This window comes from Streptomyces sp. SA15 (genome assembly GCF_002291145.1).
Classification (GTDB): domain Bacteria; phylum Actinomycetota; class Actinomycetes; order Streptomycetales; family Streptomycetaceae; genus Streptomyces.
The window spans coordinates 22,247-29,901 of sequence record NZ_NTGE01000008.1 but is presented as its reverse complement, the minus strand read 5'-3'; the positions used below and the strand labels follow the sequence as shown (position 1 = coordinate 29,901).

Sequence of the window (7,655 nt, the reverse complement as noted above, 5' to 3'; positions counted from 1 at the left end):
GGTGGCGTGGGCCGGGCCACGGCCGTGGCCTTCGCCGCCCGGGGCGCCCGGGTCGCCCTGCTGGCCCGGGGCCGCGAGGGTCTCGCCGCGGCGGCGGACGAGGTGCAGCGGGCCGGTGGTGAGGCGCTCGTCGTCACCGTCGACATGGCCGACGCCAAGGCGGTCGACGACGCGGCCCAGAAGGTCGTCGACGCCTTCGGGCAGATCGACGTCTGGGTCAACAACGCCTTCACCGGGGTCTTCGCACCGTTCACCGAGATCACCCCGGACGAGTTCCGGCGGGTGACCGAAGTGACGTACCTGGGCTATGTGTTCGGCACCCGGGCCGCGCTGCACCACATGCTGCCGCGCGACCGGGGCACGATCGTGCAGGTCGGCTCCGCGCTCGCCTATCGCGGGATTCCGCTGCAGTCGGCGTACTGCGGCGCCAAGCACGCCATCCAGGGTTTCAACGAGTCGCTGCGCTGCGAGCTGCTGCACACGGGCAGCGGCGTCCGTACGACGATGGTGCAGTTGCCCGGCGTCAACACCCCCCAGTTCGACTGGGTGTTGAACCGGATGCCGGGGCGGGCCAGGCCGGTCGCGCCCGTGTACCAGCCGGAGGTGGCGGCGCGGGCGATCGTGCACGCGGCCGGACACGGACGGCGGCGGGAGTACTGGGTCGGAGGTTCTACGGCGGCCACGCTGATCGTCAACGCGGTGGCGCCGGGGTTCCTCGACCGCTACCTCGCACGGACCGCGTTCGACTCGCAGCAGGACCAACGGGCCGAGGGGGAGCCCGTCGGCGGCCCCGGAAACCTGTGGGTCCCGGCCGACGGGCCGCACGGCCGGGACTACGGGGCGCACGGCCGCTTCGACGACGAGGCCGTGTCGGACAGCCCGCAGGAGTGGGTGTCGCGGAACCGGGGACGGATGGGAGCGGGGGCACTGGCCGCCGGAGGACTGGGCGCGGTGGTGACCGCCGGGCTGCGCCGTGGGGGCTGGTCGAAGTTGCGGCGCACATCAAGGACATGAAGGTGCACATCTCAAGGACATGAAGGCGCACATCAAGGACATGAACCCCATCGGCGCCATCGTCGATTCCTAGGCCACCCGGTACTCCTCCACCTCCTCCGTCCGCAGCGTCAGCCCGTGGCCGACCCCGCTGAGCGGGCGTACGACTCCGCCCGTGGGGTCCAAGGCGCCGTCGAAGAACATGTCCTCGATGCGGACGTGGTCGTGGAACCACTCGATGTGGCGGAGGTTGGGGATCGTGGCGGCCGCGGCGGCGTGGACGTGCGGGGCGCAGTGGGTCGAGACCTCCAGGCCATGGGCGTGGGCGAGCGCCGCCGCGCGCAGGAACTCGGTCAGGCCGCCGCAGCGCGTCGCGTCGATCTGCAGGCAGTCCACTGCACCGGCGGCGATCATGCGGGCGAAGTAGGGCAGGTCGTAGCCGTACTCTCCGACCGTGACGTCGCACACCAGGGCGTCCCGGACGAGGCGCAGGCCGGTGAGATCGTCCGAGGACACCGGCTCCTCGAACCAGCCGACGCCGTGCTCGGCGAGCGTGTGCCCGACCCGGACCGCCTGCTTGCGGGTGTAGGCGCCGTTGGCGTCGACGTACAACTCCGCGTCGGGGCCGATGACCTGGCGGGCGGCATGGACCCGGGCCAGGTCCCGGGTGACCGCGCGGCCCCAGCCCTCACCGATCTTGATCTTGACGCGCGGTATGTGCTGCCCGTGCACCCAGCCGTTGAGCTGCGCGGCCAGATGTGTGTCGTGGTACGTCGTGAAGCCGCCGCTGCCGTACACCGGAACCGTCTCCCGGGCGGTGCCCAGCAGCCGGGCCAGGGGGAGTTCCAGCAGCCGGGCCTTGAGGTCCCACAGGGCGATGTCGAGCGCCGAGATCGCGCAGGACGCGATGCCCGGACGGCCCGCGTTGCGCACAGAGCGGCACATCGCGTCGTGCACGGCGGGGATGTCCAGGGCGCTGCGACCCTCGACGAGCGGACCGAGGAACGCGTCCAGGAAGCCGCCGACCGCCGCCGGGCCGTAGGTCCAGCCCGTCCCGGTCGTGCCGTCGGTGGACACCTCGCAGATCACCACGGTCGTGGCGTCCCAGGCCAGCGTGCCGTCCGCCTCGGGTGCGTCGGTCGGCACCGTGTACACGGAGACGGCGGGGCGGTGGAGTTTCATCGCGGGCCCGACCCGGTGTCAGGAGGCCTGCCGGAGCTGCGGCAGCACCTTCGTGCGGTAGAAGTCGAAGAAGCCGCGCAGGTCGGGGCCGATCTGGTTGACGTACACCATGTCGAAGCCGGCGTCGGCGAACTGCTTCAGTTCCGCGACGTGCTCGTCCACGTCGTCCCCGCACACCCGGGTCTCGCGCACCATGTCCTCGGTGACCAGGGTCTGCGCCTGCTCGAAGTGCTTCGGCGAGGGCAGCACCTGGCCCAGCTCGCCGGGCAGCTGCTCGTTCGCCCAGAGCCGGTGGACCGTACGGACCGCCGCTTCCTTGTCGAGGTCGTAGCAGACCTTGGTGCCGCCGCTGACCGGATGCGCGCCGCCCCCGCCCTTGCGGTACTGCTCCACCATCGACTCGTCGGGCTGGATGGTGATGTAGCCGTCGCCGACCCGGGACGCCAGCTGGGTCGCCGCGGGCCCGAAGCCGGAGATGTCGACCGGGACGGGCTCGTCCGGGACCGTGTACAGGCGGGCGTTCTCCACCGTGTAGTGCGGGCCGTGGTGATTGACCTCCTTGCCGGTGAACAGCCGGCGCATCACCTGGATGGCCTCCTCCAGCATCTCCAGTCGTACGTGCGCGGGCGGCCAGGCGTCGCCGAGGATGTGCTCGTTGAGCGCCTCGCCCGAGCCGACGCCGAGCCGGAAACGGCCGTCGGTCATCACCGCGCTGGTCGCCGCGGCCTGCGCCACCACCGCCGGATGCATGCGCACGGTCGGGCAGGTCACCGCCGTCTCGACGGGCAGCGACACCGCCTCGGACAGGGCGCCGATCACCGACCACACGAACGGGCTCTGGCCCTGCTCGTCGTTCCACGGGTGGTAGTGGTCGGAGATCCACAGCGACTGGAATCCGGCCTGTTCGGCCATCCGCGCCTGCTCGATGAGTTCCGCGGGACCGTACTGCTCGCACGAGAGGAAATAGCCGTACTCGGGCATGGGGGTGTGCCTCCACGACGTGGGCGGGTCGGGACGCCGTGACGAGTACCCGGCGGCCGGACGGAAAACCGGCGGACGTTTGGCCGCCCTGGCCAGGGGGACGCGGAAGGCTCCCGAGGTACGCGACAGCCCCGGAGGCGAACCGTGAGTCGACCCCGCACAGTGATCGTCGGTGCCGGCTTCGCCGGGTACCGGACGGCCCGAGAACTGTCCCGGGTGTCCCGGGGCAAGGCCGACATCACCCTGCTGAACCCGACCGACTACTTTCTGTACCTGCCCCTGCTGCCCCAGGTCGCCGCCGGGATCCTGGAGCCACGCCGGGTCACCGTCTCCCTCTCGGGCACCCTGCCGCACGTACGCCTGGTGCTCGGCGAGGCCGACGGCATCGACCTGGACGGGCGGACCGTGCACTACAGCGACCCGGAGGGCGGCGAGGGCGTCCTGCCGTACGACCGGCTCGTGCTCGCCGTCGGCAGCGTGAACAAGCTGCTCCCCATCCCCGGCGTCGCCGAGCACGCGCACGGCTTCCGCGGGCTGCCCGAGGCCCTGTACCTGCGCGACCACGTGACCCGGCAGGTGGAGCTCGCGGCGGCCGCGGACGACCCGAAGAGCTGCGCCGCCCGCTGCACCTTCGTGGTGGTCGGCGCCGGCTACACCGGCACCGAGGTCGCCGCGCACGGGCAGCTGTACACCGACGCGCAGGTGCGGGGACACCCCCTGCGGGAGGGCATGCGGCCGCGCTGGATGCTCCTCGACATCGCGCCGCGTGTGCTGCCCGAGCTGGACGAACACCTGTCCCGCACCGCCGACCGCACGCTGCGGGAGCGGGGCGTGGAGGTGCGCATGGGGACCTCCGTGAAGGAGGCCACGCCGAACGGGGTGCTGCTGACCGACGGGGAGTTCGTTCAGACTCGGACGCTCGTGTGGTGCGTGGGCGTACGGCCGGATCCGCTCGTCGAGAGCACCGGGCAGCCGCTGGAGCGCGGACGGATCGTCGTCGATCCGTACCTCCGACTCCCCGGCCGGCCCGAGGTGTTCGCGTGCGGGGACGCAGCCGCCGTACCGGACCTGAACAACCCGGGGAACTTCACCCCGATGACCGCGCAGCACGCCTGGCGGCACGGCAAGACCGTGGCCCACAACATCGCCGCCTCCTTCGGCGTCGGCGAGCGGCGGCCCTACCGCCACAAGGACCTGGGCTTCGTCGTCGACCTGGGCGGCGCCAAGGCCGCCGCCAACCCGCTCGGCGTGACCCTGTCCGGCCCGGCGGCCGGCCTGGTCACCCGCGGCTACCACCTGGCGGCGATGCCCGGCAACCGCGTCCGGGTCGCCGCGGACTGGCTGCTGGATACCGTACTGCCGCGCCAGGCCGTGCAGCTGGGACTCGTACGGTCCTGGTCGGTGCCGCTCGACACGGCGTCGCCGGAGCTGGCGCGGGTGCCGAGCGGACCCGAGCGGCGACAGGAGGCCCAGGCCTGCTCGGGGCCGGGGGCGGCGACAGCCGCCGACACGGGCGCCGGGGACTCCGAGCGGCCGGGAGACGAGCCCGCGAAGGACCAGCCGGGCGGTGAGCCCGCCAAAAGCCGGCCCGGCGGCGAACCCCACAAGGCCCCCGGCCCCGTCAAGCGCGACGACGTCCCCGAGGACACCCCGGACACCCCCGCGGAAGGAGACTCATGAACACCGGTGAACTCGTCGAACTCGCCCAGCAGTTGCGTGTGGACAGCGTGCGCGCCGCGGCCGCCGCGGGCTCCGGGCACCCGACGTCCTCGATGTCGGCCGCCGACCTGATGGCCGTACTCCTGGCGCACCACTTCCGCTACGACTTCGACCGCCCCGCCCACCCTGGCAACGACCGCTTCGTGCTGTCCAAGGGCCACGCCTCGCCCCTGCTGTACTCCGCCTACAAGGCGGCGGGCGCCATCGACGACGAGGAACTGCTCACCTTCCGCAAGCTGGGCAGCCGCCTCGAGGGTCACCCCACGCCGCGGCGGCTGCCGTGGGTGGAGACGGCGACCGGCTCGCTCGGGCAGGGACTGCCGGTCGGCGTCGGCATCGCGCTGGCCGGCAAGCGGCTGGACCGCACCGGCTACCGCGTGTGGGTGCTGTGCGGCGACAGCGAGCTCGCCGAGGGCGCCATCTGGGAGGCCGCCGAGCACGCGGCGTACGAGCACCTTGACAACCTCACCGCGATCGTCGACATCAACCGGCTCGGCCAGCGCGGCCCGACCCGGCACGGCCACGACCTCGACGCCTACGCCCGCCGCTTCCAGGCCTTCGGCTGGCACACCGTCGAGGTGGACGGCCACGACGTCGACGCCATCGACCGCGCCTACGGCGAGGCCGTCTCCACCAAGGGCCAGCCCACCGCGATCCTCGCCCGCACCCTCAAGGGCAAGGGAGTCACCGACGTCGAGGACCGGGAGGGGCTGCACGGCAAGCCGCTGAAGAACGCCGACGAGGCGATCGCCGAACTCGGCGGCCCTCGCGACCTCCGCGTCGAGGTGCACGAGCCGACCGCCGCCCGCATACTGCATGCCGTACGCACGGGACACCTCGAACTGCCCCGCTACGACAAGGGCGACGAGATCGCCACGCGCAACGCCTACGGGCAGGCGCTCGCCGCGCTCGGCACCGCACGCGGGGACGTCGTCGCCCTCGACGGCGAGGTGAGCGACTCCACGCGCGCCGAGTTCTTCGCCAAGGAACACCCCGACCGCTTCTTCGAGTGCTACATCGCCGAGCAGCAGATGGTCGCCGCCGCCGTCGGGCTCGCGGCGCGCGGCTGGGTGCCGTACGCCTCCACCTTCGCCGCCTTCCTGACGCGGGCGTACGACTTCGTGCGCATGGCGTCCATCAGCGGCGCCGGCATCAACCTGGTCGGCTCCCACGCGGGCGTCGCCATCGGACAGGACGGGCCCAGCCAGATGGGCCTGGAGGACCTGGCGATGATGCGGGCGGTGCACGGCTCGACCGTGCTGTACCCGTGCGACGCCAACCAGACCGCGCACCTGGTCGCCGAGATGGCGGGCCTGGACGGCATCCGCTATCTGCGCACCTCGCGCGGCGCGAGCTCGGTGATCTACGAGCCCGACGAGGAGTTCCCCGTCGGCGGCAGCAAGGTGCTGCGCTCCTGCGATCAGGACCGGATGACGTTCGTCGCGGCGGGCGTCACCGTGCCCGAGGCGCTGGCCGCCGCCGACGCCCTGGACGAGGAGGGCATCCAGGTACGGGTGATCGACCTGTACTCCGTCAAGCCCGTCGACCGGTTCACCCTGCGCCAGGCCGCCGAGGACACCGGCTGCCTGGTGACCGTGGAGGACCACCACCAGGAGGGCGGCCTCGGCGACGCCGTCCTCGACGCGTTCCTCGACGGCCGCCCGATGCCGCGCCTGGTGCGCCTCGCCGTCCGTACGATGCCGGGCTCGGCGTCCCCGGCCGAGCAGCTGCACGCCGCGGGCATCGACGCCGAGTCGATCGCGGCGGCCGGACGGCTGCTGGTGGAACAGGCGGTCGTGCCGTGAGCGGCGACGACGTGCGCAGCGTCCGGGCGGGCAAACGCAGGGTGGAGGTGCACCGCCCGGGCAAGGTGCTCTTCCCCGGCGGCGACGGCGGTGCGAAGGAGTACACCAAGGGCGACCTCGTCGACTACTACCGGTCCGTCGCCCCGTTCATGCTGCCGCACCTGCGCGGTCGTCCGCTGATGCTGGAGCGGCACCCGGACGGCCTCGACGGCCAGACGTTCATGCAGAAGAACACCCCGGAGCACTACCCGGAGTGGATCTCCCGCGTCGAGGTGGCCAAGGAGGACGGCACCGTCCGCCACACCGTGTGCGACGACACCGCCACCCTGGTCTACCTCGCCGACCAGGCCGCCCTCACCCTGCACCGCTGGCTGTCCCGCCTCGGACGGGTCGACCACCCCGATCGGATGGTCTTCGACCTCGACCCTTCCGGGGATTCCGGCTCCGGGGACGCCTTCGCGGCGGTGCGGGACGCGGCCCGGCTGCTGGGCGAGCTGCTCGACGAACTGAAGCTGCCCTCCGCCCTGATGACCACCGGCTCCCGCGGCCTGCACGTGATCGTGCCGCTCAACGGACACCACGACTTCGACGAGGTGCGGGAGTTCGCCCGCGATGTCGCCGACACCCTGGCCGCCGGCCACCCCGACCGGCTGACCACCGCCGCCCGCAAGAAGAACCGCGGCGACCGCCTCTACCTCGACGTGCAGCGCAACGCCTACGCGCAGACCGCGGTCGCGCCCTTCACCGTCCGTGCCAAGCCCGGCGCGCCCGTGGCCACCCCGCTCGCCTGGACCCAGCTGGACGACCCGGGCCTCGACGCCCGCCGCTGGAGCATCGCCGACGCCGTCGAACAGGCCCGCACCAACCCCTGGGCCGGCGTACTGACCAAAGGCCGCGCCCTCGGCCCGGCGCGGCGCCGGCTCAACGCGTTGATGCCCTCCTGACGGTTTGCCGACCGAAGGTTTGGCCAACGGG

The 7,655-nt window shown here is 72.5% G+C and carries 6 protein-coding genes; 4 read left to right on the top strand and 2 right to left on the bottom strand.

Going from position 1 to position 7,655, the window contains the following annotated elements:
* Positions 1 to 1,014: SDR family oxidoreductase (locus CLM62_RS00885; protein WP_095747957.1), on the top strand; the 1,014-nt coding region annotated here is incomplete at its 5' end.
* Between the two features lie 69 nt (positions 1,015 to 1,083).
* Here the strand turns inward: CLM62_RS00885 and CLM62_RS00880 are convergent.
* Both CLM62_RS00880 and CLM62_RS00875 read right to left on the bottom strand, forming a co-directional pair.
* Entirely contained in the window at positions 1,084 to 2,175 is a 1,092-nt protein-coding gene (locus CLM62_RS00880; protein WP_095747954.1) for an enolase C-terminal domain-like protein, read from the bottom strand.
* Between the two features lie 18 nt (positions 2,176 to 2,193).
* On the bottom strand, positions 2,194 to 3,156 hold the full coding sequence (locus CLM62_RS00875) for an LLM class F420-dependent oxidoreductase (RefSeq protein ID WP_095747953.1): 963 nt from the start codon (positions 3,154 to 3,156) through the stop codon (positions 2,194 to 2,196).
* A 144-nt stretch (positions 3,157 to 3,300) separates the two neighbouring features.
* Between CLM62_RS00875 and CLM62_RS00870 the strand changes: the two genes are divergently transcribed.
* The 3 genes from CLM62_RS00870 to ligD are packed head-to-tail and all read left to right on the top strand — an operon-like array spanning position 3,301 to position 7,624.
* A complete protein-coding gene (locus tag CLM62_RS00870; RefSeq protein ID WP_095747952.1) occupies positions 3,301 to 4,836 on the top strand; it encodes an NAD(P)/FAD-dependent oxidoreductase in 1,536 nt (511 codons plus the stop codon).
* Positions 4,833 to 6,680, top strand: coding sequence for a transketolase (locus CLM62_RS00865; RefSeq protein WP_095747951.1), 1,848 nt, complete (start codon positions 4,833 to 4,835; stop codon positions 6,678 to 6,680). The genes CLM62_RS00870 and CLM62_RS00865 overlap by 4 nt, the downstream gene beginning before the upstream one ends.
* The gene (gene ligD / locus CLM62_RS00860; protein WP_095747950.1) at positions 6,677 to 7,624 is read left to right on the top strand and encodes a non-homologous end-joining DNA ligase; all 948 of its coding nucleotides are present in this window, start codon (positions 6,677 to 6,679) and stop codon (positions 7,622 to 7,624) included. The genes CLM62_RS00865 and ligD overlap by 4 nt, the downstream gene beginning before the upstream one ends.
* Positions 7,625 to 7,655: the final 31 nt, after the last annotated feature.

Bases quoted from the DNA above. Each gene is read 5' to 3' on its own strand.
- CLM62_RS00880 (WP_095747954.1), bottom strand. From the start codon at position 2,175: ATGAAACTCCACCGCCCCGCCGTCTCCGTGTACACGGTGCCGACCGAC.
- CLM62_RS00875 (WP_095747953.1), bottom strand. From the start codon at position 3,156: ATGCCCGAGTACGGCTATTTCCTCTCGTGCGAGCAGTACGGTCCCGCG.
- CLM62_RS00865 (WP_095747951.1), top strand. From the start codon at position 4,833: ATGAACACCGGTGAACTCGTCGAACTCGCCCAGCAGTTGCGTGTGGAC.